This is a genomic window from Rhizobium sp. BK491 (assembly GCF_014194925.1).
Taxonomy (GTDB): domain Bacteria; phylum Pseudomonadota; class Alphaproteobacteria; order Rhizobiales; family Rhizobiaceae; genus Rhizobium.
The window spans coordinates 420,563-443,899 of the sequence record NZ_JACIAR010000004.1 but is presented as its reverse complement, the minus strand read 5'-3'; the positions used below and the strand labels follow the sequence as shown (position 1 = coordinate 443,899).

General features: G+C 57.4%; 27 protein-coding genes and 3 pseudogenes. 11 read left to right on the top strand and 19 right to left on the bottom strand.

Annotation, left to right across the window (positions count from 1 at the left end; all coding sequences use genetic code 11):
- Positions 1-142 precede the first annotated feature (142 nt).
- The 5 genes and pseudogenes from FHX05_RS20415 to FHX05_RS20395 all read left to right on the top strand — a co-directional run bounded on the left by FHX05_RS20415 (position 143) and on the right by FHX05_RS20395 (position 3,664).
- On the top strand, positions 143-1,174 hold the full coding sequence (locus tag FHX05_RS20415; RefSeq protein WP_183874100.1) for a LacI family DNA-binding transcriptional regulator: 1,032 nt from the start codon (positions 143-145) through the stop codon (positions 1,172-1,174).
- A gap of 126 nt (positions 1,175-1,300) precedes the next feature.
- A pseudogene (locus FHX05_RS20410) lies at positions 1,301-1,794 on the top strand (ABC transporter ATP-binding protein); the annotation flags it as partial.
- Between the two features lie 231 nt (positions 1,795-2,025).
- Positions 2,026-2,235 (top strand): cold-shock protein, encoded by a 210-nt coding sequence (locus tag FHX05_RS20405; protein ID WP_112338766.1) that lies wholly within the window; start codon positions 2,026-2,028, stop codon positions 2,233-2,235.
- Positions 2,236-3,022: 787 nt separating this feature from the next.
- On the top strand, positions 3,023-3,160 hold the full coding sequence (locus FHX05_RS20400) for a hypothetical protein (protein ID WP_183874098.1): 138 nt from the start codon (positions 3,023-3,025) through the stop codon (positions 3,158-3,160).
- A gap of 258 nt (positions 3,161-3,418) precedes the next feature.
- Positions 3,419-3,664, top strand: coding sequence for a hypothetical protein (locus tag FHX05_RS20395; protein WP_112337785.1), 246 nt, complete (start codon positions 3,419-3,421; stop codon positions 3,662-3,664).
- Positions 3,665-3,858: 194 nt separating this feature from the next.
- Here the strand turns inward: FHX05_RS20395 and FHX05_RS20390 are convergent, their stop codons facing one another.
- The 6 genes from FHX05_RS20390 to FHX05_RS20370 form a co-directional block, all read right to left on the bottom strand.
- Complete coding sequence (locus FHX05_RS20390; RefSeq protein WP_112609153.1) at positions 3,859-4,164, bottom strand: YkgJ family cysteine cluster protein; 306 nt, start codon at positions 4,162-4,164, stop codon at positions 3,859-3,861.
- A 23-nt stretch (positions 4,165-4,187) separates the two neighbouring features.
- Positions 4,188-4,475: a hypothetical protein gene (locus FHX05_RS20385; protein WP_181476323.1), complete on the bottom strand. Its 288-nt coding sequence runs from the start codon at positions 4,473-4,475 to the stop codon at positions 4,188-4,190.
- Positions 4,476-4,593: 118 nt separating this feature from the next.
- Positions 4,594-4,869 (bottom strand): hypothetical protein, encoded by a 276-nt coding sequence (locus FHX05_RS20380; RefSeq protein ID WP_112337786.1) that lies wholly within the window; start codon positions 4,867-4,869, stop codon positions 4,594-4,596.
- Between the two features lie 93 nt (positions 4,870-4,962).
- Positions 4,963-5,268 carry a DUF6481 family protein gene (locus FHX05_RS30460; RefSeq protein ID WP_246699013.1) on the bottom strand — a complete coding sequence of 102 codons (306 nt, stop codon included), beginning with the start codon at positions 5,266-5,268 and terminating at the stop codon, positions 4,963-4,965.
- 32 nt (positions 5,269-5,300) lie between these two features.
- Complete coding sequence (locus FHX05_RS20375; protein ID WP_112608930.1) at positions 5,301-5,525, bottom strand: hypothetical protein; 225 nt, start codon at positions 5,523-5,525, stop codon at positions 5,301-5,303.
- Between the two features lie 121 nt (positions 5,526-5,646).
- Positions 5,647-5,856 carry a cold-shock protein gene (locus tag FHX05_RS20370; protein ID WP_025662430.1) on the bottom strand — a complete coding sequence of 70 codons (210 nt, stop codon included), beginning with the start codon at positions 5,854-5,856 and terminating at the stop codon, positions 5,647-5,649.
- Between the two features lie 645 nt (positions 5,857-6,501).
- Between FHX05_RS20370 and FHX05_RS20365 the strand changes: the two genes are divergently transcribed.
- Positions 6,502-7,314, top strand: a complete 813-nt coding sequence (locus FHX05_RS20365; RefSeq protein WP_183874096.1) for a tetratricopeptide repeat protein — start codon at positions 6,502-6,504, stop codon at positions 7,312-7,314.
- Between the two features lie 13 nt (positions 7,315-7,327).
- On the opposite strand, the gene FHX05_RS20360 is transcribed toward FHX05_RS20365, so the two are convergent.
- Positions 7,328-8,047, bottom strand: a complete 720-nt coding sequence (locus FHX05_RS20360; RefSeq protein ID WP_183874094.1) for a hypothetical protein — start codon at positions 8,045-8,047, stop codon at positions 7,328-7,330.
- Positions 8,048-8,229: 182 nt separating this feature from the next.
- On the opposite strand from FHX05_RS20360, the pseudogene FHX05_RS20355 reads away from it, so the two are divergent.
- Positions 8,230-8,612 (top strand): annotated as a pseudogene (locus tag FHX05_RS20355) (DDE-type integrase/transposase/recombinase); the annotation flags it as partial.
- Between the two features lie 523 nt (positions 8,613-9,135).
- Here the strand turns inward: FHX05_RS20355 and FHX05_RS20350 are convergent.
- Positions 9,136-10,047 (bottom strand): LysR family transcriptional regulator, encoded by a 912-nt coding sequence (locus tag FHX05_RS20350; protein ID WP_183874092.1) that lies wholly within the window; start codon positions 10,045-10,047, stop codon positions 9,136-9,138.
- Between the two features lie 112 nt (positions 10,048-10,159).
- Here FHX05_RS20350 and FHX05_RS20345 point away from each other — a divergent pair, with 112 nt between their 5' ends.
- The 3 genes from FHX05_RS20345 to FHX05_RS20335 all read left to right on the top strand — a co-directional run bounded on the left by FHX05_RS20345 (position 10,160) and on the right by FHX05_RS20335 (position 13,596).
- On the top strand, positions 10,160-11,506 hold the full coding sequence (locus FHX05_RS20345) for an amidohydrolase family protein (RefSeq protein WP_183874090.1): 1,347 nt from the start codon (positions 10,160-10,162) through the stop codon (positions 11,504-11,506).
- 62 nt (positions 11,507-11,568) lie between these two features.
- Entirely contained in the window at positions 11,569-12,768 is a 1,200-nt protein-coding gene (locus tag FHX05_RS20340; protein ID WP_183874088.1) for an MFS transporter, read from the top strand.
- A gap of 57 nt (positions 12,769-12,825) precedes the next feature.
- Positions 12,826-13,596: an SDR family NAD(P)-dependent oxidoreductase gene (locus FHX05_RS20335; RefSeq protein WP_112608918.1), complete on the top strand. Its 771-nt coding sequence runs from the start codon at positions 12,826-12,828 to the stop codon at positions 13,594-13,596.
- A 127-nt stretch (positions 13,597-13,723) separates the two neighbouring features.
- Here the strand turns inward: FHX05_RS20335 and FHX05_RS30455 are convergent, their stop codons facing one another.
- The 11 genes and pseudogenes from FHX05_RS30455 to FHX05_RS20280 form a co-directional block, all read right to left on the bottom strand.
- Positions 13,724-14,014, bottom strand: a complete 291-nt coding sequence (locus FHX05_RS30455; protein WP_246699012.1) for a rhomboid family intramembrane serine protease — start codon at positions 14,012-14,014, stop codon at positions 13,724-13,726.
- Between the two features lie 40 nt (positions 14,015-14,054).
- Complete coding sequence (locus FHX05_RS20325) at positions 14,055-14,387, bottom strand: cytochrome C oxidase subunit IV family protein (protein WP_112339706.1); 333 nt, start codon at positions 14,385-14,387, stop codon at positions 14,055-14,057.
- Positions 14,388-14,397: 10 nt separating this feature from the next.
- Positions 14,398-15,120, bottom strand: a complete 723-nt coding sequence (locus FHX05_RS20320; protein WP_112339712.1) for a heme-copper oxidase subunit III family protein — start codon at positions 15,118-15,120, stop codon at positions 14,398-14,400.
- A gap of 12 nt (positions 15,121-15,132) precedes the next feature.
- Complete coding sequence (locus tag FHX05_RS20315) at positions 15,133-15,837, bottom strand: cytochrome c oxidase subunit 3 (protein ID WP_112608916.1); 705 nt, start codon at positions 15,835-15,837, stop codon at positions 15,133-15,135.
- Positions 15,834-17,612, bottom strand: a complete 1,779-nt coding sequence (locus FHX05_RS20310) for a cytochrome c oxidase subunit I (protein ID WP_112413021.1) — start codon at positions 17,610-17,612, stop codon at positions 15,834-15,836. The genes FHX05_RS20315 and FHX05_RS20310 overlap by 4 nt, the downstream gene beginning before the upstream one ends.
- 55 nt (positions 17,613-17,667) lie before the next feature.
- Positions 17,668-18,483: a cytochrome c oxidase subunit II gene (locus FHX05_RS20305; RefSeq protein ID WP_112608912.1), complete on the bottom strand. Its 816-nt coding sequence runs from the start codon at positions 18,481-18,483 to the stop codon at positions 17,668-17,670.
- Between the two features lie 236 nt (positions 18,484-18,719).
- A complete protein-coding gene (locus FHX05_RS20300) occupies positions 18,720-19,106 on the bottom strand; it encodes a cytochrome c family protein (protein WP_112608910.1) in 387 nt (128 codons plus the stop codon).
- Between the two features lie 102 nt (positions 19,107-19,208).
- Positions 19,209-20,021 carry a DUF2189 domain-containing protein gene (locus FHX05_RS20295; protein WP_112608908.1) on the bottom strand — a complete coding sequence of 271 codons (813 nt, stop codon included), beginning with the start codon at positions 20,019-20,021 and terminating at the stop codon, positions 19,209-19,211.
- A 383-nt stretch (positions 20,022-20,404) separates the two neighbouring features.
- Positions 20,405-21,109: pseudogene (locus tag FHX05_RS20290) on the bottom strand (IS6 family transposase).
- A 12-nt stretch (positions 21,110-21,121) separates the two neighbouring features.
- Entirely contained in the window at positions 21,122-21,301 is a 180-nt protein-coding gene (locus FHX05_RS20285) for a DUF4102 domain-containing protein (protein WP_183874086.1), read from the bottom strand.
- A 137-nt stretch (positions 21,302-21,438) separates the two neighbouring features.
- Positions 21,439-22,167: a GntR family transcriptional regulator gene (locus FHX05_RS20280; protein WP_183711656.1), complete on the bottom strand. Its 729-nt coding sequence runs from the start codon at positions 22,165-22,167 to the stop codon at positions 21,439-21,441.
- Positions 22,168-22,350: 183 nt separating this feature from the next.
- Between FHX05_RS20280 and FHX05_RS20275 the strand changes: the two genes are divergently transcribed.
- Positions 22,351-23,337: an ABC transporter substrate-binding protein gene (locus tag FHX05_RS20275; protein ID WP_112335734.1), complete on the top strand. Its 987-nt coding sequence runs from the start codon at positions 22,351-22,353 to the stop codon at positions 23,335-23,337.

Sequence of the window (23,337 nt, the reverse complement as noted above, 5' to 3'; positions counted from 1 at the left end):
TCGCTGTCCGGTTCACAATCAGCAACGGGATCGTTAATGGGAACGTTCCCACTATCGTTTCCGATTTCTCTGGAGTCAACAGGATTTTTCAGGCATCATCAGATCCATACGTAGATCACACTCGCCGGCACGGAAATTCCGAATGAATTCAATAGTGGAAGACAACGCTCGCCAGTCGCGCATAACGATTCTCGACGTCGCGGCGGCGGCCGGCGTTTCGAAGTCGACAGTGTCGCGGATTTTGGATGAGCGCCTGCCGCGCTCGGACAGCGAAACAGCCAGGCGCGTCAGAAAGATCGCCGAGGAACTCGGTTACGTCAGAGATGTTTCTGCAGCCAGTCTTCGTCGCGGCAACACCATGACGGTCGGTATTATCGTACCGAGGCTCACGGACACCGTTATGGCGATGCTCTACGAATCCCTTGCAAAAGCCTGCAGCAGGACCGGGCGGTTCGCCATCGTCGCGACTACGGACGACAGAGCGAAAGCAGATCGCCTCGCTGCGGAGTCACTTCTGAAGCGAGGCGTCGATGGGCTCATTTTATCGACGGCGCGCGACGACGATGACTTTCCCGACATATTGGCCGCAAGGGGGGTGCCGACGGTTTTGGCACTTAGAACCGATGGCCATAGTCTTTCGTCGATCGGCGACGACCGGCTTGGGGGATATCTCGCCACGCGGCACTTGCTCGACCTTGGTCATCGGAGGATCGGAGTCATTGCGGGTCCCTCCTATGCCTCCAGCGCGCGGACCCGTGTGGAAGGCTATCGCCAGGCCATGACTGAAATGGGACTGGCGATCGATCCACCCCTGATCGTCCCGTCGACCTTCGGAATTGAATCCGGAGCGGAAGCCGCCGAGAAAATCATGCACCTGGCGCAGGCGCCGACGGCAATATTTGCGGTAAACGACAACACAGCCATCGGTGCATTATCGGGCCTGATGCGTATGGGTCTGTCGGTCCCGGGCGACGTCTCGCTGGTCGGCTACAACGATATTCCGATCGTCAGCCATCTTTCCACACCGCTGACCACCTTGCGGGTGCCCTTCGAGCAGATTGCTGCAAATGCCCTCGATTTGTTGGGAGGCGAGGCTATACCGCCGGATGATCGCATTCGGGTGTCGGCCCCGACACTCATCCCCAGGAAGTCGACGCGATCCATCGTTCTCTAGCAGTTGATAGGGTTAGAACCAACGCCCATGAAGCGGCAAGGATGAACTCGCAATGGCTGTCGGACATACCCCGCCCGCCTCTTCGCAAGAACGCGCATCCGTCCAGCGCGGGCAGCCATCATCAGTCAGGGCGCCTTGCCGCCGCTGACCGAGGTGCTGCATTCGGCGCTTTCCTTGCTGTCGTCGTCACCGCCTGGACCTTCGACGTTAGCTTTCCCATCATCGTCGCCTTCGTGGTCTTGCTATACAGGCTGCAGCCACATGTGCGCGCCTTGCAGCAGGCATGGAGCCGGATGCAAGGCTGGAGCGGGTCGCTCGAGCAAGTCCGCTGGCTGCTTGACGCCTCCGACAAACCGCAGCCACCGGCCGGAGATCTGCCGGCTCCCCGGCTGAACCGGGAGATAAAATTCGATAAGGTGAGCTTTCGATATCCTGGTTCCAACGCGCGGCCTGGGGTGCTGCGATCCGCCAGTTTCGAGATTGGCCATGGCCGCTCCACTGCCCTGATCGGCCGATCGGGAGCGGGAAAGACGACGATCGTGAACCTCCTTTGCCGTTTTGTCGAACCTGACGAAGGCGAGATCCTGATCGATGGATTGCCGCTCAGCCGCATCGATCCCAGCGGCGACCAATTCTGGTCTAGGGAAAATAGCACGTGGCTTGGGTGCGCACCGTCGATTTCCGCATTATCCATTGTAAAATCAAAAATTGAGTATATATATAGGACATCGACCATTGCTTGTGACGTCGTTCAAGAGCCCTGCGCTCCCGTCGGATCTCCTCTCAAATAATCGATCTTAGCCCGCAAGGCATCGCGGGCGCCACAACGATTGCTTTGAAAGGACATCGTTATGAATACTGGTACTGTGAAGTGGTTTAATTCCGTCAAGGGCTTCGGCTTCATTCAGCCTGATAACGGCAGCACGGACGTGTTTGTCCATATCTCTGCTGTCGAGCGTGCGGGAATGCGCTCGCTTTCGGACGGCCAGAAGATCAGCTACGACATCGTGCAGGACCGAAAGTCCGGCAAGAGCTCCGCTGACAACCTTCAGGCGGCATGAATTTGTCATTCGCTCCGCTGACCACGGATGTACTGGCAGCCAAGCTGAATGACTGTGAGAGGTCGGGTCCATGCCCGGCCTTTTGTTTTTCTGGGAATTGAGCTTGGAATGGTATTTGCCATAGCTCCGATGACAGGATCGTTTTCGAGATCTTGTAATGCGATAACGCGATAACATCGAACTGCAAGATACGAGGTTCCGCCTTAGTGCTGGAAGCTCGCGGCACTGCATCCTACAGTTTGCGCTTATACAGTGCGAATTTCTACACGTCAGTGAGGGCAATATCGATGTCACGACTTCGACCGCGCCTAGATCCGGCGCAATGACTATTGCAGCCGGTGCGATCGGTTCGCACCGCGCAGTAGAAGGGCAGCAGCCTGTCCAAACGGCGAGACAGGCGCATCCTAGACGTGAACAGCCGTGTCATAGGAATCGCCGCCCCGGTGGGCGGCCTTGCCCAAACAAAAGGAGGACGCGATGTCTTCCAACGAATATTCCGCATGCGTTTCACGAAACCTGGTTCGAACGAGTGCGTTCGGATATCGTGATCACGCGGATCTTTGCATGCTCCTGGAAACTGCCGTCGGCCGAGGCGCCGAGCGAAAGCTGCCTTTAGCAAGCATGACGGTGTTTCCCAATTTCGGCACCGTTTGGAAAATCTGCACGCCAACGGCCCGGCAGAACGTTATCTCCTCCCGCGTGAGTTAAGCGGTATCAGAAGAAACGCCAATCCAAATTTAAGCAGTTAAGCAGCGCCGATACTTATTCGAGCGCCGAGGAGAAAACGATGGCTAAGGGCCAAATGCGCAGCAACCGCGAGATCCGCAAGCCCAAGAAAGACAAAACACCAGGAGTGGCACCCGCCCCATCTGGCGCACAAGTTAAACTTGCAAGCCGCGCCCCAGCAAATCTGAACAAGAAATAGCACGCTGGCGCGCCATTAAGCGGGCGCGCTGTCGTACACAATATTTGAGGAACCAATGATAAATCATACCCCCAGACAATCTGCGGAAAAGCTTTTTCGCGTGCCCCGCGCCGAAGCAGGATCAAACGCCGAAAAGCTAATGAACCTTCGAGAGAGAATGCAGCGCCGCAGACGCGAGCTCAGAGAGACCGAGCGCGACATCAGAGACGCTGCGCGGGTAGAAGGTCAGCCCCCTTACCGAACCCGGAGGACAACGACGTGATCAGTTTCGATTACACGGACGGAGCGGGGGTTTATGCGGGCAAAGCGACACGCGGACGCAGCGGACTTCGTTACAGACGTTTCGAAACGGCAGCCGAAGCGCTCCGCTTCGCGGTCGAAGACATGCCTGGCGCGCAGCAGCGAGGATCTCTGTTGGAAGTAAATGAGGCGCGTTTCGACCACAATCAAATCCGGGCGCTCTACGACGCGCCAGATTACCCGCTTTCCCGGCGAAGCAAATGAAAAAGGCAGCGTCCTAACTTTTCGGCTGATGAAGTCAGGCCTTCCGAATGGATCTACCGGAGCCTGGAAAGGCCCGGAGCCTACTGATTTTCAATGAGAGACGGGCCCCACCCCCGTCGCGCTTGGCGGCGGCTGAGCGAGCCTGAGCCAGCTCCGTCACGAATACACGCACCAGTTCGGTCTACCATCATACGCTAGAAACCGACTTTGGCGCGCGCTATCGTGCATGCTTCATCACCCGGAACACAAGCTCGACAAACGTCTGGCCGCACCTCGTACACGAGACAGGACGTGTTGATCCCGACCTCACCCGACAGTGCCGAACATCGCGAGCCCTCGCAACGCATGCCGCGCTGATCAGCTTCAACATAGTGAGGGGGTATCAAAGCCAGGTCATCGTCAGCTTCCGTCGTGAACCTTGGCCATTCGGATGAAAAGGAGCAGCATGCTCCGCAGGTTTGGCAATCAATCTCAGCGGTGGATGGTACGCCTGCCGTCAGGTCGCAGGGCGAATTTACCAGGGTCACTTGTGCTTGAGAAGCCAGAGCTTTCCCGCCATGGTGATCGCGCGTGGCGAATGTGCCTCTCCATCCGTTCCGTCGAGATTCCTGAGCAGGTCGAGTTCCGTAAGCCGCTCCACCGTTGTCGTGGTGGCCGACTTCACTTTGATCGGACGCTCTTCAAATCGATCCGACCTTGCGTAGGTGACGACGGCATTAAGATGAGTCCAAGACCTGCCATCCGTAGAATGCAGGTCTCCACTTCTCGCGAGCTTCAGGGCTTGCACCTGAGACGGCGTCAGCGATGCCACAATGGCTCGTGAATTGGCCTCGACTTTATCTTTAGGACTCAGAAGCGATCTCCTTTGGTCGGCCGACATGATTTTCTCCTTCAATATCAAAAAAACGAAGCCCTTTTTCGCCGCCTGATCAAGCCCGGTCGTAGGTGAAGGAGGTCAGAAGGGTCGTGACAAAGTTGCTGGCTCGTTCCTTGACCAGCACTTCCGTCCATTCGTCAGTGCCGCGGAGCCTTAGATCCGTATAGATGCTATCGACGGCCGCTTCTTCGATGCGCTTGATGTGCGTGTTGAACGCTGCTTCACCCTCGGTGCGATACATGTCACGGATGACCATGCGCAGGATTTCCTGGATCGCGATTTGCCAGGCCGTGTTGATCGCCTGCAGCTCTTTTGTATCAGTGGTCACAGTCGCTCCTAAAGCATAAGTGATTTCGACGCGGATGCATCAGTCCTACGTAGGCGATAAAGACCGTTGATCGGACGGAAGGCGCCTGAGGGCCTATGCTTGCCTGGCTTTACGATTGGCATAGCGCCTGTCTCGCTCGGCCTTGCGAGCGGCCTCGGCGACCGCCTGCTCGTTTGCTGCCTCGGCCTCTAGCTGGCTGCGCTCAACAAGCTTTAGACGGTCCCGTTCAATACGGCGGGCTTCCCGAGCTTCTACAATCAAGAGCCGCTCGGCCTGCCTGGCAAGTCGAGTAGGCTCGGCCGCCGTTTTCGCGGCCCGGTAAGCTTGGAGAAGGGATGCTTTGGCGCCGGCGGCAGCTGACCGTCGGTCGGCGAGTTCGTTGTTTCCGTGGTATGTCAAATCCGTATCCTAAGGGTAGCAGGCGGTGATGATCAGCCTGCCTTTGCTCGTTTGGCGACCAGGGTGGATGTTGCCGACGCCTGCTCGGCTTGTTCCTTCGCGAGGCGCGCTTCTCGAAGCCGCAAGGTCTTGGCATTGCGTGCTTGCGCCGCGGACTCGAGCTCCTCCAGCGCGCTATTCTTGGCAAAGAACTCCCCCTGGACATTGCCGAAGGCGATCTCTGCCTGCTGGCGAGATTTACTGTATGTCTCTGTCATTGGGTTCCTCGATGTCGGCAACGGGCCGAAATGAAAAGGCCAGGCGAACTGCCTGGCCTCAGATGATAGCGTGCTTCCGGCAATGCCAGTACATCCGTGGTCAAAGAGAAGCCGATATCACTTAAGCAGCCTGAAGATTGGTGGCCGACATCTTGCCCGACTTCATGTCGCGCTCAAGCTCGAAGCCGATCTTCTGGCCTTCGACGAGTTCGCGCATTCCGGCGCGCTCGACTGCCGAGATGTGAACGAAGGCGTCGGCGCCGCCGTTGTCAGGCTGAATGAAGCCGAAGCCCTTGGTGGAGTTGAACCATTTTACTGTGCCAGTGGTCATGATGAACCCTTTCAAAGCATAGAGTAAGGAACTGCGGAGCGGATGCCACGCAGTCAAAGACCGACTATTTTTGAAAGAAAAGTTCGCTTAGAGCACGGGGGCGATCGTGCGGTAGACAAAGCTCGGCAAGCAAAAGATCGATAATCATTCTATACGGGCTTAGGGGTACGACGTCAACGTTTAGTTTTTTCCGGATGAACATTACCTGCTTTGGTTGTATTGTATCAGGCATAGCCACTCGGCACCAAACGATCGCTCCCTTGTTATAGGCATGCCCTCGCCCTTAGAGCGTCGTGGTGTCCTGGGTGATGTCGACGTGCCGGTTGTAGACGCCGATCGACCAGTCGAGCACGCCCGGCACCTTCCAGCGAGGATAGCCTGAGGCAGGCGATGTTCATGTTGACAACATGGGATCTGGAACGACTGGCCGAGGCAGTCCGACCGGAAGCGGTCGACGCCATGCTCATGACGCATATTCACGCCGAACAGACCGGCCATCAGAGAAATTACCGATCTCGAAAAATGGTCGGAATCTTAGCGTTAAGTCCCAAGCGACAGAATTTGTGTGGCGCGCCGTTTAGTCTGCACTTATGACTGCGATATCGGCCGCTTTTCCGGGCGGCAGCGGATAAAGGCGAGCGGGGCATGCGTACTGCGACGGTCGAAAATCAGGTGCGGCAAATCGTGGCTGATTTCAATGCAGGTCGTTTCAGCCAAGCGAAGTCCTTGTGTGAGACAGGCTTGCAGAAGGATCGGAGCGACCCGACCCTTAACCACCTTTTCGCGGCGATTTTGTTCGCCACCGGCGATGCTGCAAGGGCGAACATCCACGTTGAAATTAGTTTGGCGGGCATGCCTGATAACGCACCCGGCCAACTGCTTGCCGGCCGTATCGCGCGATCGTTGGGAGATTTCAACCGAGCTATATTTCACCTTGGTCGCGCCGCCATATTATCTGCGAATGTCGAAATCCTTCTTGAGCAGGCTCGCACCTTCGATGCCGCAGGAGATCGAAGCCGGGCAGTCGGCGCTTGGAGGGCATTAAATCGTGCCAACCCTGCTTCTCCGGAGGCTGCCGCACGCCTCGGTCGGATACTTTTTGAAGACGGATCGCCCGATGACGCGGCTGCAGTCTTGGAGGGTGTAGCAGCAATCGACAGGTCTCCCTCGATTTGGTTTGACTTGGGCTTGGTGCGGCAAGACTTGCACGAGTTGGCGGGCGCCGCCGAAGCTTATCGCAAAGCGCTGGAACAGCGGCCTGACGACGCCGAGGCAGCCGTCAATCTAGGCATCGTGTTGCAGGACATGGGCGATATGGACGACGCGATCGCGGCTTATCGGACGGCCTACAGCCTAAGGCCCGATACATTGGGCGCAATCGCCATGTCGCTAACTTCGGCACCGCGAGGCCAGCTATGGTTGGATCGACAGGCGTTGCAGCGAACGCTCAAATCTTAGATGCAGCTCACATTCAAGCCGATTCTGGCGCTACGCGCGGGCGCTTTACGCGAAAGCGCTTTCGGTAGACTCCGGGATTGGCGAGAACCTCGGCGACGGTATTCTCGTAGGCAGTCTTATGCGTCCCATCGAAATATTCAAAGATCAGATCGGGAGCTGCGCGCGGGACCGGAAAGCATTGTGCAATCGGGGTGCCCTTTGGCAGGACGCCTGAAAAATGAGGATCGGTCCAGATTGCCGGGAAGTTGATTCCCGCATCATAAAAGCGATCCGAATCCACGACACCCGTCAACAAACGGAAGGGAAGCTCGTTGCGATTGGCCGGGTGCATGGCAAAAAGTGACCAGCCCTCCTCCAGTTCGATCGTCCAAAAGCTGTTGAATTTCACCGCTGCCAACCCGTTGGAAAACGGCGCGCCAGCAAGCTGCTCAGCAACATGAAAGCTGAGTGGTGATCGCGGATGACCTTCCGTCGAGGGTTCTGGGATACCCCAATCCCATGCGAACACACCGCTTCGAACGGTTACGTCGCACGGGAGCAGAATCATAAAACCATGGGACATGGCGTCAACAAACGGAGGGCACTGCTTTACGGTTCGAATTTCCCGGCCATGAATCTCGGAATGCGCCTTCGCGGGCATGGCACGGAGCCAGTCCGGCAGAATGCTGCGAGCTGGAACGGGGCGAGGCAGATGGTCGACAAGCGCAGGATCACAGCGAAACACGACACGCATTGGATTGCCTCGAGACGTTAACGAAGAAGTTCTGCTCAAATGTCGAAAAACTCAACGATAACAGAACCTAGAACTGCCTGTCATGCAAGTGGGTTTGGAAGGAGAACTCGCAGTCCTCGCAACCGATCGAAACGGCATCGTAACGTTAACCTGTCGGCGATTGGCCGGTACGATTTTGCGGCATGCGCCAACGCTCTCGTGATCTCCCTTATCGCCGCCACCGTTTCCCAGCTGAAGTAATTGGCCACGCCGTCAGGCTCTATTTTCGGTTCTCGCTCAGTCCGCACATGGTCGAGGATTTGCTGGCGGCACGTGGGATCATTGTCTCGCATCAGACCGTGCGCCTGTGGACGGAGAAATTCGGTCGGCACCTTGCCGACGAAATCCGCAGGCGATCCGCCAGTCGGCTTGGCGAAAATGATACCTCGATGAAGTTGTGATTGCGATCGGCGGAAAGAAAAGCTGGCGTTGCCGGGCTGTCGATCAGGATGGTTTCGTTCTCGACGTGCTGATGCAGAGCCGCTGCAATACCAAGGCCAACAAGCGGCTGATGCGAAAGCTTCTTAACCATCAATCGGGTACGTGAGGATCGTGTTTGGGTTCGAGGATATATGATACGCGGAACGATAGGCTTGTATCGGGTGCCCCCTCGGCGGGGGACATACAAATTACCCAAAGTCAAAGCCATTCGCTTGCGCAAGGCGTACCTTGCTCAATCGGCATGTCGGTCAAAATTCAGGAAGATTCACCACAGGGTGGCGTAGCCGATCATGGGCCTGATCCGCTCAATAGCAGATTTCTAAAAAAGTACAGCAAAAAGTAGCAAGAATATGGGCGACCCACACGCTCGTTTTCAGATATGCGTGTAAAATCTGCAACACCAACGTTAAGCAATTGAATAAAATTGTTTCGCCTTGAAGGGATTCGAACCCGTGGCCTGCTGACGTAGCTGCCTAATTATGGAATGAGGATGAGTGTGAGGAAGCGATTTTCGCGCACAGCCGCATTTTGACGATCAGTTGCCAAAGGAGGTAGTCCTCCACCTGGTATTCAGGTTCAGAAACCGATTGGCGATATAGGCTATCTGCCTAATGCTCAAGTTCGTTAGCGATGTCGACGCAGAAATCGACAAATGCGCGCACCTTTGCTGGTGGATGCTTGCGCGCTGGATGGAAAGCGAAAAGCGGGAAGCGCTCACCATGCCAGTCAGGAAAGAGATCAATCAGCGATCCTCTCGCCAATGCCTGCCTAATGCCCCAGCCGATCACCTGAGCAATACCGGTTCCCGCGAGGCATTCATCGAGCATCGTCTTCGGGTCGGTGAACGTCAGCGGTCCTGTCGTCGAAACATCGATGGTCTCGCTTCTCCGGATGAATTCCCATTCGAACGGCTTCCTGGTATAGGGGTCAAGAAACTGCAGGCATCGATGAGTGATAAGGTCCCGGGGATGCTCTGGATGGCCGTAGCGCTCCAGGTAGCCAGGCGAGGCCACAGTCAGGATCGGCGCTTCTATCAGTTTGCGCGCAATCAGAGTGGCAAAACGCGGCTGCCCGAACCGGATTGCAAGGTCGATCCCCTCGGCAACAAGATCGCCGACATGCTCTCTGGTTACGAACTCGATCGAAAGGTCCGGGTGACGTTCGCAAAAGGTACCAAGGCGGCCTGCAAGAACGAGTGGCAGAAAGAAGGGATCGATGTCCACTTTAAGCCGACCGCGTACCGCTGATGCCGAGCCGGAGGCGATCAGTGCGGCATCTTCAATCGCATTGAGGTGCGGCTTGACCTCTTCGTAAAACCGCCGGCCCTCGTCGGTTAACGTCACCGAGCGCGTCGTTCGATCGAGCAGCCTTACCCCAAGGCGCCCTTCCAGGCGACTGATTGCCCGACTGACGCCGGAATCGGTGATGCCGATCAGTTCGGCAGCTCTCACGAAGCTGCCGCCCTCGACGACGGCGGCCAGTACGCTAACCCCCGACAGGATGCGCGTATCGAACGGCATATCATCACTCCTGATTATTTGTCAGGAAGTATCTGACATAAGCGCACTTCATTCAAGGATGCCTCGGGGCGATAACGGTCCTGCCAGATTAGAATCTTGAAAGGACCAAATCATGCGTAACCCTAAACACCGCACCCTCTTCAAAGGGGGCACCATCCTGACGATGGACAAGAAGGCTCCCCATTTTGGAATCGGCGATTTGCTTGTCGACGGCGACAGAATAGCAGCCATCGGAGCGAACATCGCCGTGGATGATGCGGCTGTCATAGACGCTTCGAACAGTATCGTCATGCCCGGTTTGGTCGACGCCCATCACCACATGTGGCTCGGCGTCATGCGCCGCATGATGCCCAATGTGGACGACCTGTTTGCCTATATTGATTTCGTCGCGGAAGGGCTGGGCGCCCATCATCGTCCGCTCGATATGTATCTCAGCACCAGGCTCACGGCGCTTGCCTGCCTCGACGCTGGCATCACGACCGTCATCGACGCGTGCCATTCCTCGCGTAGCCCGGAGCACACCGACGCAGCCCTCGATGCCCTCAGGGACAGCGGCATCCGCGCCTTGCACATGGTGGGTGCTGCTATGGACAAGAAGGCCTCGTCTGCGCACTTGCCGGAGGATCTGAAACGGCTGGCAGGCAAGTGGAACCAAGGCGGCAGCCTTGTGCATGTCGGGCTATTCGGCCAACTCAATCTCGACTGGTGGAAAGTGGCCCATAGCCTCGACATGCGCATCCTGACCGAGTTCATCGGCGATTTGGCCAAGCTCGGACCGGAATTCGCGGAGAAGGGCGTGCTTGGTCCACACAACATCTTCAATCATTGCACACGAATCCCGCAAGAAACGTGGCGTCTGTTTGCTGACGCGGGCGTCAACGTCACCATCAATCCGCGCTCGGATGCGCTGTTCGGCTTCGATGACGATAGTTTTGCCTATCAACAAGCCATCGATCATGGACTAACCCCGGCCATCGGTATCGACCTCGACACTGCATTCGGCAGCGACATGTTCGGTGAGATGCACGCCCTCTTCACGCAGCAGCGATCGGCCATGCGCTATCGCAAGTTCCGCGGTGAAGACAATGTGCCGTCGCCGATCACTGTCGAACGCGTCCTTGAGGCGGCAACCGTCAACGGCGCCGGCGCCGCCGGGCTCGACGGTGTGGTCGGTTCACTGGCACCCGGAAAGCAAGCCGACATCATCATGGTGCGCGCCGACAGTGTCGCCGTCCTACCGGTCAACAATGTCGTCGGTACGGTGGTCCAGGCGGTGGAGCGGTCGGATATCGACACGGTCATGGTCGCAGGTGAGATCCGCAAACGAAGCGGAAAGCTTATCGGCACCGATCTCATCAAATTGACGGCGGACGTCACTGCCTCACGCGACTACCTGCTGGAAAAGAGCGGCCATCGCCTGGACCAGATCGGCGCATCAATCCCGACCAAAGTGGCTTGAGCCGGAGCCGCCGCTTCAGGGCCGCGGCCTTCACCCACACATTATCCAGAATGGAGGCTGTCATGCCAGCATCTCTCTTCAACGGTGCGGCCGAACCCAAGGCTGACACCACATACCTTTCCCGCCCCGCCCCCGGCATTATCGGTGCGCTCTTCTGTGGCTATCTCGCAGTTGGGCTACCGCTTCCGGTTATCCCCCTCTTTATCCACGACAAGATCGACTTCAACAGTCTCGTCGTTGGCGTGGTCATCGGCATTCAATTCCTGGCGACTGTACTTAGCCGCGGCTACGCGGGACACCTGACCGACCTCCACGGCGGCAAGCATTCGGCATTGCGGGGTGCTGCGATCAGCGCAACCGCGGGCGCGCTCTATCTGGCAGCCGCTATGCCTGTGCTTTCGCCTAATATCAGCCTTGCACTTATCTTTGTCGGCCGGCTGATCGCAGGTCTGGGGGAGAGCCTCTTTGTCACCGGCTGTGTCTCATGGTCAATTGCTTCAGTAGGGCCGCAGCGTGCAGGCATGTCGATGTCCTGGACCGGCATCGCAATGTTTGCGGCTCTGGCTATCGGCGCGCCGATCGGTATGGGGCTTTATCGGGCCTGGGGTCTGGAGACCGCGATGATGGCGTGCGTTCTGGCGCCAGCGGTCGCCGGTGTCATCGCCCTCCGCGAGCATCCTTATGCTACCCCTCCCGGCCCTCGCCTGCCCTTCCACAAGGTGATCAGTCAAATCTGGCGCGAAGGAGCCGGGCTGATGCTGCAGGGTGTGGGTCTCTCCGGGCTGACCGCTTTCGCATCACTCTATTTCGCTGCCCGCCACTGGGACAATGCGGGATTCGTGATGACTGCATTCGGTGTCGGCTTCATCTTCGTACGGGTTGTCTTCGGCTCACTGCCCGACAAGGTGAGTGGGTATCGCGTCGCACTCTGGTCTTTGGTGATCGAGGCAACCGGCCAATTGATCATATGGACAGCGTCAAGTGAGACAGCGGCGCTTGCCGGCGCGCTGATTACGGGTCTCGGTTGCGCCCTGATCTTTCCGGCTCTTGGTGTGGAAGCCTTGAAGCGGGTGCCTCCTGCTAACAGAGGCAGTGCCATGGGCGCTTTCGTGGCTTTTCTCGACATCGCCTATGGCGTCTCAGGCCCTGTCAGCGGTGCCATTGCAGCAGAATTTGGTTATGCATCTGTCTACTTGTTCGGCGCAACCTGCGCTGTCATTGGCGCTGTGCTCGTTCGCACCGCCCGCTTTTCGAAAGCCTAACCATCGTTCAATATTTCCGGCGAGAGAAATTCGCCGTTCACATAAAGGAGGCTGGTCATGTCCCGCATCTTTGTTACCGGTTCGTCCACCGGCCTTGGCCTCATGGCGGCTGGGCTTTTAGCCGAGCAAGGTCATCAAGTTGTGCTGCATGCCCGAAACACCGCACGTGCCGAAGATGCCCGCCGCGCCCTGCCCCAGGCTGAAACTGTCGTCATCGGCGATCTCGAGACTGTCGCGGGCGCAAAGGAAGTCGCGGCGAGCGTCAACGCGCTTGGCCGGTTCGACGCGGTCATCCACAACGCCGCTGTCGGATACCGGGAGGCCCACCATCTCACCACCGAGGGCCTGCCGCATGTCTTCGCCATCAATACGCTGTCAGCCTATATTTTTACTGCACTGATCGACCGCCCCAAGCGGCTCGTCTACCTGTCTTCCGGCATGCACCATCATGCAGACGCCAACCTCAACGACATTCTCTGGAAAAAGCGTCGGTGGAATGGATCTGAGGCCTACGCGGAAAGCAAGCTGCATGACGCGATGCTTGCCTTTGCTGTCGCGCGCCGCTGGAAGGACGTGTTCTCGAATGCGCTAGAGCCGGGGTGGGTGCCAACCAAGATGGGAGGCGCTGGCGCGCCCGACGACATGGCGCAGGCGCATCTGACCCAGGCTTGGTTGGCAGCCGGTGAGGACCCAAGAGCGGATGTCACGGGAGAATACTTCTATCATCTGAAGCGTCGAACCGCGAACCCGCAGGCTCATGATCCAGCGCTTCAAGACCGCCTCATCGCAATCTGCGAGGAGATCTCAGGCGTGACTCTGCCGAAATAATTCATCGTTGGTCTTTTAGATCTTCTAAAATCTATCGGAACTCGCATGCCGCGCCTCACTGCGGGAGGGACCACCGCATCTTCCTCGCTCCCAACTGCGCCGCCGAGATGAGCCGCATAATCGATATTCATGCCACCGGCGGTCTGGCCGGCGCGGCAGGATGGAAGTACGAGATCCGTATCGCGCCTATCCGCAAGGCCTCAGGCAGCGGCCCCGACGGAAAATGAAAGTTTGCCACGATGACGGCCGCAAACAGGCCGATAATCCCGCCCGATGCCCCGACGCCGAGCATGTTGTCTGGGTTGATCAGAAGCGATGCCGCCGAGCCGCCAATCGCGCTCACGCAAAATAGAACGGCAAACCGGCGCCAGCCGATCAGGCGCTCAAGCAGAATCCCGGCCCGCCATAAGGCGAGCATTTGATGCCCTGTTTCAGGGATGGCTGGATGGTGCCAGAGCTTACGGACCAGGCCCCAAAAAGGCAAGTCGGGTGAGGACCGTGTAGTGCGATTCCGACACCATCAAAGCAGTGAAGACAAGCACGAAGACCGGGGGAAGCAAGATGGCGTAGATCAATGCCAGCCGCTCCCAAGCCATATGCATGAAAATGGCAACGATCAAACCCGCTTTCAGGATCATGAACAAAAGGATCAGGAACCATCTGAGATAGCTCTGAATGCCGAGATAATCGACGAGATAGGAGAAGGTACTGAGGACGAAAAGCAGTCCCCAGACGACCATGTAAAGCTTTATTGGATGCTGCTGTCCGGAATGTGCTTGTCCCTGCGCCATGATGCCATCCTCACCACAGATAGAAGAATGCAAAGATGAATACCCAGACCAGATCGACGAAGTGCCAGTATAGTCCCATGATCTCGACGATCTCGTAATTGCCTTTGCGGCTGGTGAAGAACCCACGCCTTTCTTGGTCGAAGTCTCCTCGCCACACCTTGCGTGCGATGATCAGAAGGAAAAGCACCCCGATCGAGACGTGGGTGCCGTGAAAGCCCGTGATCATGAAAAAGGATGAGCCGAACTGCGCCGCACCCCACGGGTTTCCCCAGGGCCGCACCCCTTCCGTGATCAGTTTGGTCCATTCGAATGCCTGCATTCCGACGAATGTCGTTCCGAAGGCCGCCGTCGCCAACATCAGCGCGGCGGTTTTGCGACGATCGTGGCGGTAACCGAAGTTGACGGCCATGGCCATCGTGCCGCTGCTGCTGATGAGGACGAACGTCATGATGGCGATCAGGATCAGTGGAATTTGCGTGCCTCCGATCGTCAGGGCGAAAACCTCGCTGGGATTAGGCCAGGGGACGATGGTCGACATGCGCGCCGTCATATAGGCCAGCAGAAAGCAGCCAAAGATGAAGGTGTCGCTCAGGAGGAAGATCCACATCATCGCCTTGCCCCAGGAGACGTTTTTGAACGCCCGCTGGTCCGACGACAGATCAGCCGCCACGCCGCGCAGTCCCATGGGCTGCAGAAGTGGATCGTTTGCCGGTCGTTCTATGGATTCGGTCATCATCGAAGCTCCTCAAGTGACCAATTGACGGCAGAGATCGACAAAACTATTTGCCCAGCCCGCGAAGAGCGCAAAAAGGATCAGCCAGACAACGAGCATGAAATGCCAATAGATGGCGCAGAGATCCACGCTCAGGCTGACTTTTGCCCGCACACGGCTGGTCCGGGCGCGGATTGTCGTCCGTCCGAGCACGAAAAGTCCGCCCAGAATGTGGAGGCCATGCAATCCTGTAATCATATAGAAGAAGCTGTTTGATGGGTTGTCCGCGAGCACATAGCCTGCCGACACCAGTTGCCGCCACGCCAGAACCTGTCCGCCGAGAAAGAGGACAGCCAACACGAACGCCACGGCAAGCGCCGTGTTCAGCACGTCGCCGCGGTCAAGACGGGCTTCGGTTTTTGCGCATTGCAGCGCGACGCTACTGGCGGCAAGGGTGGCGGTATTGACCCAAAGCACGCGCGGGATTGGAATACTCCACCAGTCGGAGCCGCTGAGACGGATAAGATAGGCGCTGACAAGGAGCGTGAACAAGGCGCCGACGACAGCAAGAAAGATGCCGAGACCGACTTTCGCCGCAGTCGCCGGTGATCCGCGCATCTCCGGCGCATCGCCCGCCGGCCCTGCTTCCAGCCAGGGTTTCGAGGTCAACCGCTGCCCTGCCATCCACCAGATGATGATGCCGGCGATGCCGGCCATGAAGATGAGAATGGCGCTCATGACGATGCCCCTTCGGACAATCCGCCCGAAGCCGGCTGGTTCTGCGGCAGGAAGTCCTGACTTGCTCCGGGGACACTGTAATCATAAGGCCAGCGGTAGACGATCGGCAACTCCTTACCCCAATTGCCATGAACGGGCGGCGTTTGCGGTGTCTGCCATTCCAACGTCGTCGCGCGCCATGGATTGCCGCCCGCTTGCCTGCCCCAGCGAAGGCTCCAGGCGAGATTAAACAGGAACACAAGCTGCGCAGCCCCCACGATCAACGCAGCAACGGTGATGAACATGTTCAGCGTGTGCGCCGACGGCGGAATGAAAGCCGTTTCGCCAAGCTCGTAATAGCGGCGCGGAACGCCCATCAGGCCGAGATAGTGCATCGGGAAGAAGATTGCATAGGCGCCGAGAAAGGTTATCCAGAAGTGGATATGCCCCATCGTCACGTTAAGCATGCGCCCCGTGATTTTCGGATACCAATGGTGGATTGCACCGAAGATCACCAGGATCGGCGCTACCCCCATCACCATGTGGAAATGGGCAACGACGAACATGGTATCGGACAGCGGTACGTCGACGACGACATTGCCAAGAAAGAGACCTGTCAGCCCACCATTGATGAATGTGACGATGAAGGCGAGGGCAAACAGCATCGGCAATGTCAGATGGATATTGCCGCGCCAAAGCGTCAATACCCAGTTATAGACCTTGATGGCGGTCGGGATGGCGATAATCAACGTCGTGGTCGCGAAAAAGAACCCGAAGTTCGGGTTCATGCCGCTGACATACATATGATGTGCCCATACGACAAAGCTTAGCGCTGCGATGATGACGATCGCCCAGACCATCATCCGGTAGCCGAAAATGTTCTTGCGCGCATGCGTGCTGATCAGGTCCGAGACGATACCGAAGGCCGGAAGCGCGACGATATAGACTTCGGGGTGACCGAAGAACCAGAATAGATGCTGGAAAAGGATAGGGCTGCCACCCCCTTGCTTCAACTGTTCGCCCATCTCGACGATAGCGGGCATGAAGAAACTCGTGCCGAGCAAGCGGTCAAACAGCATCATGACGGCGGCGACGAAGAGCGCAGGGAAGGCGAGCAGCGCCATGACGGTGGCGGTGAATATACCCCATACCGTCAAGGGCATTCGCATCAGCGTCATGCCACGGGCGCGACCCTGCAGCACCGTGACGACATAGTTGAGCCCACCCATCGTAAAGCCGATGATGAACAGGATCAACGATGACAACATCAAGATGATGCCCCAATCGCGCCCTCCTGGCGTCCCAGATAGAAGTGCCTGCGGCGGATATAGCGTCCAGCCGGCACCCGTTGGTCCGCCGGGCGCGAAAAAGCCGATGACCAGCACGATGACCGCGAGCAGATAAAGCCAGTAGCTCAGCATGTTCGCATAGGGGAATACCATATCACGCGCACCGAGCATCAAGGGGATCAGATAGTTTCCGAAGCCGCCGAGGAACAGAGCCGTCAGCAGATAGATCACCATGATCATGCCGTGCATGGTGATGAACTGATAATAATGCTCTGAGTCGATGAAAGAAAAATAGCCAGGGAACCCGAGCTGCAGCCGCATCAACCAGGACAGCACCAGCGCCACCATGCCGATCGAGATGGCGGTTAGCCCGTACTGAATGGCGATGATCTTGGCATCCTGACTGAAGACGTATCTCGTCCACCAGCTTTTCGGGTGATAAAGCTCCACATCCTCGACTTCAGCGGGCCGGATGACCTGCTCGGTGCCGGATCCAATATCGACCATATCACATCCTCCCTATTCCCTCCGAAACAGCTTTTCCCTTCAAGCATGCGCGGCATTACTTGACCGCCGGCTTTTCCATCGACGCCAGCGATTGCGAGAAAGTCTGCTGTTGCTGCAGCCAGGCTTGATAGGCGACCTCGGTTTCGACGACGACCGTGCCGCGCATCTGCGGATGGCCGACGCCGCAAAGTTCCGAGCAGAGAACTTCAAATGTTCCAGTCCGTGTGGGCGTGAACCAGTAGTAGGTGACCGTGCCCGGGATCATGTCCATCTTGCCTCGGAACTGCGGCACGTAGAAATCGTGAATGACGTCGATCGAGCGCAGGAGCAATTTGACCGGCTTTCCGACGGGCAGGTGCAACTCGCCACCCTGGATGATGACATCGTCCATTCCCGCGGGATCGTTCTTGTCCAAACCGAGCGGGTTGTCCGCAGTAACGTTGCGCGTATCAGCTCGCCCGAGGTGGCCGTTCGCGCCCGGCAGCCGGAAACTCCATTGCCATTGCTGCCCGACGACTTCGACTGCGCTGGCATCGGCTGGGACCGTCACGAACTGTTTCCAAACGATCAGGCCCGGCGCGAGCATCGCAGCCACGCCAATTGCGGTTCCCCCGGCAAGCCACCATTCCAACCGCTTGTTTTCCGGTTGATATGCCGCTTGGTTTCCGGGGCGATGTCTGAAACGGAGGATGCAATAAGCAATAAACAACACCACCGCCGCGAAAACGAAGCCGGTGATCCAGAAGGTGATGACCATCGTATTGTCGATGTAGCTCCAGTTCGACGCTATCGGCGTCCACCACCAAGGGCTCAGCAGATGGAACGTGATCGATCCCACCACCAGCAGAACGAGAACCACGACGACAGCCATTGTCGCCTCCCTGACCCGGCCGCGAATATTTCAATAATCCCATCGCGAGACGTTTTAGTATTATCTCATGAAGAGGTCAGGCGGGCAATTGTGGCGACGACAGCGGTTAATCTTGGCAAACCATGTCGGGCCCAAAGACGCCGCGCGAACAGATCGGCTGTGTCAAATCGCGGAACCGAATTTCGCCGATCCAACCCGGCGACGCAGAAGACAACTCGTCCACACTTGGCATCTGGCTATTTGGAATATTGCTTCAGATAGGCGATCAGATTAGTAATCTCGGTATCGTCCTTAAGCCCGATGAAGGTCATTTTCGTGCCTTTGACCTTCACTTTGGGATCGTGCAAATAGTCGCGGAGCGACGTCTCGCTCCAAACGAGGCCGTCTTTACCTGCCTGCTGCATTGCCGGCGAATACGCGAAATTCGGATGTGTTCCGGCCGTTCTGCCGAACAGGCCATTCAGCGAAGGTCCGATCTTGTTCTGGTCCGTTTCAACTATATGGCAAATGGCGCATTTCTTGAAAACAATAGCTCCTGCCGTCGCATCGCCCTCCTGCGCGAGAGCGCCAAGCGGGGCGGCAATGGCAAGAAGCAGACAGATCGGAAGAAAACGCCAAGACATGGTAGTCCTCACTCTCTTCATCGCTATTCCAAACGACGCGACTCCCATCGGATAGGTCGTAATGGCTTGGAAGATGATCCGGGGGAAGTTTCCTTTGTGAATTCAAGACATGCGGTTCGGATAGGCGGTAATCAATTTCCGATACAGGTGCCAAGTTGAATGCCCGAGGATGGGCATGACGACCGCAAGGCCGACAAAAATCGGGATCGTGCCGACGACGAGCAGCGCCGCGACGATCAATCCCCAAAGCGCAACAGGTCCTGGATTGGCAAGCGTGGCGCGTATGCTCGCATTTATGGCTGCGGTTGCGCCGACATCCCGGTCGAGCAGCAGCGGAAAGGTCACCACAGTCGTCGCTAACGCAATTATTGCGAAAACGAAACCGGCCAAGTTTCCCCAAAATATAAGGGAGAGACCTCGAGACGTGGTCAACACATCTAGCAGGAAGCCGGAGACCGAGGTCAGACCGGCGTTGCCGAAGGTCAGGGTGTAGATGTGCTGCGCGACAAATAACCAAGCGATGAAAAGCGCGAACAGCATAAAGCCCACGGCAATGATCGATGGCAGTGCCGGAGAGCGGCCGACCTCCAGCGCGTGATACCATGAGCTATCCAGTCCCTGTTCACGGCGTCGACTGATTTCATAAAGGCCAAGGGCCGCAATCGGGCCAACCAGCGCAAAGCCGGACATCAAGGGATAAAGCAACGGCATCAGGTTAGCGCCGGAGCTCCACATGATCAGGAAAACGCCTGTGATCGGATATATAAGACAGAGAAAAACGTAATGTGAGGGCTTTTCTCTGAAATCATTAAACCCCAATCTCAGCGCATCGATAAGATCCCCGATCCTTATCTTCCGCACTTCCGGACGCGCAAATTCGCCGCTCGCACCGGCCATGACGTGAAATGCCACCATAACATCTCTCCTCCTGCACCACATACCGGCTGGCGCTGCAAAGACGTCCGGCGAATTTTATCTACAATCAAACCGCAACCGGCTAACGTAAGTTTATCAAATCTTATCGCTTTTGTCGCCTATTCTTTAAATTATGAAATTAGATACTATTCATTCATGATGCCAAATGATCGACGATTTTGAACTTCAGTACACGGAAGACAATATTCGCCTGCGGCTGTCAGATATCGCCCTTTGTCCGTCCGGTAATCGGCTCCTCCTATTCACCGACGTAACCGGGTAAGCAACCTGTTGAGCAAAGCAGGCGTCTCACCGCACGCCTTGGCCAACGCGCGGTGAGCCAGGTTAAATCCGCGAGATAGTCCCTTTGCGAAATACCTGGATCAGGCTGCAGCGCCGGTAACGGCCTTCCAATGTGCAATAGCCCTGAGGCGATGCAGATGGCTGGCGAGGGCTGAGTGTTTCGAGTGAGGCGGAACGAAGAGATTTCCGACCGCCGAGAAGACGGACACGAAGCGCTGCAATCCGCCTGGCGATCGAAATCCTTGCATGACCCGCTCTCGTTTTCGCAATGGCAGATGCGAGTTCTCCGCGCGATTGTTCAGGCCCTTATGCGATCGGGGCTCGACCGCCGGCATGAGCTGGCGTCGCGCCGCTCCATAGGAGCGAAGCTTATCCGCAACGATGCCCTTCGGCAGGCATCCCTGCTTCTTCATCAACCGGATCAGGAGACGCTTGGTCGCCTTGGTATTGCTCCGGCTCCGGACGAGCTCGTCGAGATCGTAGCCATCCTGATCGACGGCGCGCCAGAGCCAGTACTTCCTCCCGCCAATCGTCACGACCACTTCGTCGAGATACCACACATCGCTGGCGCTCGGCGATTTCCGCCGGAAACGGCCGGCATAGTCCGGGCCGAACTTTCTCGCCCAGCATCAAACCGCGTCATAAGAAACGACGATGCCGCGCTCCAGCAGCATCTCTTCCACCAGCCGCAGGCTCAGCGGAAATCGCGCGTATAGCCAGACTGCATGGCCAATCACAGCGGGCGGAAAACGATGACGCTTATAACTGACACTGGCTTGGATCATGGCTGCCGATTATCAGCCAAGGGCTTCAGCTACCTTTAACCTCGCATCACCGATGAATATCTTGACGCCGGTGGGAACGATGCGAAGACCGAAGCCGGAAAGCTCGCTATCCCAAACGTGGTAGCGTTCATGATCGGGTCGAGCCGCGTCAACGATGCGCTTGGTGAAAAGCACGACGCTGCGCCTGCCCATTTAGCGCCCTCCAAGACTTTGAACAGGATACCACCGCGGCCGAAAACCGCAGGATATTGGTAGCGCCCAATCGGCGAACGTGTCAAGCTAACCAATTGATATAGTAGCGCTATTTAGTGGAATTTGATATAGTGGAGTTACCCGTCTTTATCCTCCGAGCGGATATAAACCTGCAGCGTATAGCCGATATGCTCGGTCATCAGAGCGCGTGCACGCTCGATATCGCGGTCGAGGGCGGCGTCCATCAGGGCCGTATGATGCTCGATCGCCATGGCGTCCTGCAGGGCGGCGGCAGCTTGTTCGTAGCCGATGGAGAGGCCGGCGGCCGCGCGCTGCGTCGGTGCCAGACCGAGAAAACGATGGTGGCGGCGAAGCTGATCCGCGATGGTGGACCGGAAGCGCTGAAGCCAGTTCGATGTCGCAGCACTGACAAGTGCTGCATGAAAGGCATTGTGCTTCTCGTCCCATTCGTCCGCCATTTCGTCGGAGGAGGCCCCGAGCACGATCTTGCAGCGTGACAGACGGTAATGCGCCGTCACAACAGCCGATTCCCAATCCGGCCCGCCCTTCTCGATCGATTCCATGAAAAGCGGCAGCTCCACGATCATACGTGCCCGCGTCAGATCCTCCAGTTCGGCGCGCGATACGGGGGCGACCGCAAAGCCGCGATTGCTGACGGCGGTAACCAGCTTTTCAGCTTCCAGCCGCGACAGCGCCTCGCGCAGCGGCGTCCAGCCGACGCCGTAGGTGTCCCGAAGCATGCTCAACCTTAGCGAGGCACCCGGCCTTAACCTAGTATTGAGGATGTCGCGCCGCAACAGCCAGTAAGCCGCCTCCGTCTTGCTTAGGGCATCCGTGTCTTGCATGATCCTCGTCCCAGTCCCCTCAGGCTCGGATTATATATAAAATCATCTGCTGCCAAAATTATATATAAAACCTCTCTATCGTGAATATCATATATCGTAAATTGACAGTCTTGCGGCAGTCGCTATGATCCCTCGTCAAGAGAGCCGATGGAACACGGCTCCTTGTCTATCCGGGAGGAAAATATGCTGAGATCTACATCTAAATGGCTCTCCGGCCTCGTCGTTGCCGGCGCGTTCGTTGCCAGTGTTGCGACGGCATCGGCCGAACCGATCAAGATCGCAATCGCCAATTTCGGCGAACATCCGCAGCTCAATGCTTCGATCGCCGGCTTCAAGAAGGCACTCGCCGACAACGGCTTCGTCGAAGGCAAGGATGTCGTCTACTCCGAGAGCAATACGAGCTTCGACGCCTCGCTCGTTCCGCAAATGATCGCCAAGCTGCAGTCCGAACATCCGAAGCTGATATACACGGTCACGACGCCGGTGTCGCAGATCGCCAAGAAGGCGCTCGCCGGCTCCGGCATTCCGATCGTCTTTACTGCGGTCACCGATCCCGTCGCCGCCAAGCTCGTGCCGTCCTGGGACGCAGGCGACGTCGGCATCACCGGCTCAAGCGATCTGCAGGACATCTCCGCGATCCTGACCTTTACCAAGAAGCTGCTTCCGAATGCCAAGCGTATCGGCATTCCCTACAATCCAGGCGAAGCCAACGACGTGGCGCTGCTCGACAAGGTCAAGGCGGCCGCTCCGGCAGCCGGCTTCGAAGTGGTTCCCGTCGGCGTCGACAATGTCAATGACATCCAGCAGCGCATCGCATCGCTCGCCGGCAAGGCGGATGTCATCTACACGCCCGCTTCCAATCTGTTGCAGCCGGCAATCCCCGCCGTTGCCGCCGCCGCCCGCCAGGCACAGATCCCGATCGTCAACTCCGACGACGCGGCTGTTCGCAACGGCGTCGTTCCGGCAAGCTTTGCCGTCAACTACGAGCAGGTTGGCGAAAACGCCGGCAAGATCGCCGCGCAAATCTTGAAGGGTGCCGATCCGAAGACGATCAAGCCCTCCGTCCCAGCTTATAAGGACCACGCGCCGCTGATAAACAAGACCGTGTTGAAAGCCTTCGGTGCCGAGGTTCCGGCTTCGCTTGCCGATTGCAATTGCTTCACGAAGTAA

Bases quoted from the DNA above. Each gene is read 5' to 3' on its own strand.
- FHX05_RS20415 (WP_183874100.1), top strand. From the start codon at position 143: ATGAATTCAATAGTGGAAGACAACGCTCGCCAGTCGCGCATAACGATT.
- FHX05_RS20405 (WP_112338766.1), top strand. From the start codon at position 2,026: ATGAATACTGGTACTGTGAAGTGGTTTAATTCCGTCAAGGGCTTCGGC.
- FHX05_RS20400 (WP_183874098.1), top strand. From the start codon at position 3,023: ATGGCTAAGGGCCAAATGCGCAGCAACCGCGAGATCCGCAAGCCCAAG.
- FHX05_RS20375 (WP_112608930.1), bottom strand. From the start codon at position 5,525: ATGACAGAGACATACAGTAAATCTCGCCAGCAGGCAGAGATCGCCTTC.
- FHX05_RS20370 (WP_025662430.1), bottom strand. From the start codon at position 5,856: ATGACCACTGGCACAGTAAAATGGTTCAACTCCACCAAGGGCTTCGGC.
- FHX05_RS20365 (WP_183874096.1), top strand. From the start codon at position 6,502: ATGCGTACTGCGACGGTCGAAAATCAGGTGCGGCAAATCGTGGCTGAT.
- FHX05_RS20360 (WP_183874094.1), bottom strand. From the start codon at position 8,047: ATGCGTGTCGTGTTTCGCTGTGATCCTGCGCTTGTCGACCATCTGCCT.
- FHX05_RS20350 (WP_183874092.1), bottom strand. From the start codon at position 10,047: ATGCCGTTCGATACGCGCATCCTGTCGGGGGTTAGCGTACTGGCCGCC.
- FHX05_RS20345 (WP_183874090.1), top strand. From the start codon at position 10,160: ATGCGTAACCCTAAACACCGCACCCTCTTCAAAGGGGGCACCATCCTG.
- FHX05_RS20340 (WP_183874088.1), top strand. From the start codon at position 11,569: ATGCCAGCATCTCTCTTCAACGGTGCGGCCGAACCCAAGGCTGACACC.
- FHX05_RS20335 (WP_112608918.1), top strand. From the start codon at position 12,826: ATGTCCCGCATCTTTGTTACCGGTTCGTCCACCGGCCTTGGCCTCATG.
- FHX05_RS30455 (WP_246699012.1), bottom strand. From the start codon at position 14,014: ATGCTCGCCTTATGGCGGGCCGGGATTCTGCTTGAGCGCCTGATCGGC.
- FHX05_RS20325 (WP_112339706.1), bottom strand. From the start codon at position 14,387: ATGGCGCAGGGACAAGCACATTCCGGACAGCAGCATCCAATAAAGCTT.
- FHX05_RS20320 (WP_112339712.1), bottom strand. From the start codon at position 15,120: ATGACCGAATCCATAGAACGACCGGCAAACGATCCACTTCTGCAGCCC.
- FHX05_RS20315 (WP_112608916.1), bottom strand. From the start codon at position 15,837: ATGAGCGCCATTCTCATCTTCATGGCCGGCATCGCCGGCATCATCATC.
- FHX05_RS20310 (WP_112413021.1), bottom strand. From the start codon at position 17,612: ATGGTCGATATTGGATCCGGCACCGAGCAGGTCATCCGGCCCGCTGAA.
- FHX05_RS20305 (WP_112608912.1), bottom strand. From the start codon at position 18,483: ATGGCTGTCGTCGTGGTTCTCGTTCTGCTGGTGGTGGGATCGATCACG.
- FHX05_RS20300 (WP_112608910.1), bottom strand. From the start codon at position 19,106: ATGTCTTGGCGTTTTCTTCCGATCTGTCTGCTTCTTGCCATTGCCGCC.
- FHX05_RS20295 (WP_112608908.1), bottom strand. From the start codon at position 20,021: ATGGTGGCATTTCACGTCATGGCCGGTGCGAGCGGCGAATTTGCGCGT.
- FHX05_RS20285 (WP_183874086.1), bottom strand. From the start codon at position 21,301: ATGGGCAGGCGCAGCGTCGTGCTTTTCACCAAGCGCATCGTTGACGCG.
- FHX05_RS20280 (WP_183711656.1), bottom strand. From the start codon at position 22,167: ATGCAAGACACGGATGCCCTAAGCAAGACGGAGGCGGCTTACTGGCTG.
- FHX05_RS20275 (WP_112335734.1), top strand. From the start codon at position 22,351: ATGCTGAGATCTACATCTAAATGGCTCTCCGGCCTCGTCGTTGCCGGC.